Genomic DNA, 1,910 nt, shown 5'->3' with positions numbered 1-1,910 from the left:
TCGTCGCGATCGGCGCACTCCGCCGGCAGCACCACCAGGTTGACGAGGTCGACCCGGTCGAGCGCCGCGAGGCCGTCCAGCACGGCCGCGGTGCCCGCGTCCTCGACGCGGACGACGACCGCGGTCGCGCCGCCGTTGTCGAAGAAGCTCTTCACGGCACGACCGAGGGGGCGTGCCCGCAGGCGGTCGAACAGCTCGTCCTCGTCGGTGCCCCAGCCGTCGATCGTGTCAGGCGTGCCGAACGGACCCTCCTCGGCCAGTCCGACGAACGCCGCCACGTTGGTCCCGACGCCTTCGATCGGTCGCGTCATGAGCCCTCCCTCTCGAGCGGAGGCGTCGGCGGGGTCGTCGGCGGATGCCTCGTCGCGAGCCTCCTCCCGGCTGCGGCCGGCGTCAAGGGAGGGCACGCCATCCGGCGGGAGCGACGACGAAGGGCGCCATCCGTGAGCCGGAGCGGCGCCCTCATCGTTCCCCGCTACTTGCGGTGGGTCGCGTCCGTGACGTCGTTGCCGGCGCGGCCGGCGACCTTCGCCTTCTTGTCGGCGCGTTTCTCCTTGAGCGTCTTCGACGCTGCGGTCTTGCTGGACGACTTCTTCGGTGACTTGTCTGACACGGTGACGCCCTTTGATCGGGAGCCTGGACGGCCCCGTGGCCGCAACCCTAGTGCCGGACGCTGTGAGCCGGTCGCGTGACGGGCCATCAGCGGTGTGGCGCGCTGTTGCGTGCGGACTTCGCGCTCCCGGCCGCCGACGCTATCGTCGAGGCATCCGCTGTTCACCGCCGCGGTCGGCGCGCCCGCGCCCGGCCGTCGCGACCGACCCGCACGTGCCCGAGAAGGAACCGCCCGGAGATGACCGTGACCACGCCGAAGCCCAGCCGCGCCGCTCGTGCCGCCGACTGGTGGAAGGGGCAGCGCCGTCGCGCGCTCTGGTGGGTGGCCGTCTCGCTCGTGCTGCTCGTCGTCGTCGTGCTCGTCGCCCGGTGGCTCCGCACCCTTCCGGCGGTCGAGCTGTTCCTCGACGCCTACCCGGGCATCCTCCCGCCGCCCGAGGGCACCCCCGTGGGCATTCCCGCGTGGCTCGGCTGGCAGCACTTCCTCAACTCGTTCTTCCTGCTCCTCATCGTCCGCACGGGCTTCCAGCTGCGATCCAAGCAGCGCCCGCCCGGCTTCTGGACGCGCGACAACACCCGGTGGCCGCGCACGAAGCGCAACCCGCGGCGCATGGGCATCTTCCTCTGGTTCCACCTCTGGCTCGACGCGTTCTGGGTGCTCAACGGCGTGGTCTACGTCGTGCTGCTCTTCGCGACGGGGCAGTGGCTCCGCATCGTGCCCACCGACTGGGCCGTGGTGCCCAACGCGCTGTCGGCGGCGCTGCAGTACGCCTCGCTCGACTGGCCCACCGAGGACTCGTGGGTGGTCTACAACTCGCTGCAGCAGCTCGCCTACTTCGTGATCGTGTTCGTCGCGTCGCCGATCGCGATCCTCACCGGCCTGCGGCTCTCGTCGGCCTGGCCCCTCGAGGGCCCGCTCGTGCGCGCGTTCCCCGAGAAGCTCGCCAAGTCGCTGCACTACCCCACGATGCTGTTCTTCCTCGCCTTCGTCTTCGTGCACGTGGTGCTCGTGCTCACCACGGGTGCGCTGGTGAAGCTCAACCAGATGTACGCCGCGCGAGACACCGACGACTGGGTCGGATTCACGGTGTTCGCGGCATCCGTCGCCCTGATGGTCGTGGCGTGGGTGCTCGCCAAGCCGCCCCTGCTGAAGCGCATCGCGGCCGGCTCGGGGCGCGTGCAGGGCTGACCCGGGCCGACACAGGTGCGCGCCGGGCTCACGCAGGGCTGACGCGCGCGCCCTCGCGCGGTACCGTGCGATGGTGACCACGCCGCTCATCGACGACGACGCCCTCGAC

2 protein-coding genes and 1 pseudogene are annotated in these 1,910 nt (G+C 71.3%); 1 reads left to right on the top strand and 2 read right to left on the bottom strand.

What is annotated here, in order from left to right; all coding sequences use genetic code 11:
• A pseudogene (locus tag GH736_RS22105) lies at positions 1 to 311 on the bottom strand (hypothetical protein); the annotation flags it as partial.
• 164 nt (positions 312 to 475) lie between these two features.
• Entirely contained in the window at positions 476 to 613 is a 138-nt protein-coding gene (locus GH736_RS24755) for a hypothetical protein (protein ID WP_170963971.1), read from the bottom strand.
• Positions 614 to 850: 237 nt separating this feature from the next.
• On the opposite strand from GH736_RS24755, the gene GH736_RS22100 reads away from it, so the two are divergent.
• Positions 851 to 1,801, top strand: a complete 951-nt coding sequence (locus tag GH736_RS22100) for a cytochrome b/b6 domain-containing protein (RefSeq protein WP_159607106.1) — start codon at positions 851 to 853, stop codon at positions 1,799 to 1,801.
• Positions 1,802 to 1,910 lie beyond the last annotated feature (109 nt).

The sequence above is a fragment of the Agromyces humi genome (assembly GCF_009720255.1).
Lineage (GTDB): Bacteria > Actinomycetota > Actinomycetes > Actinomycetales > Microbacteriaceae > Agromyces > Agromyces humi.
This window is presented reverse-complemented; position numbering and strand designations above follow the sequence as displayed.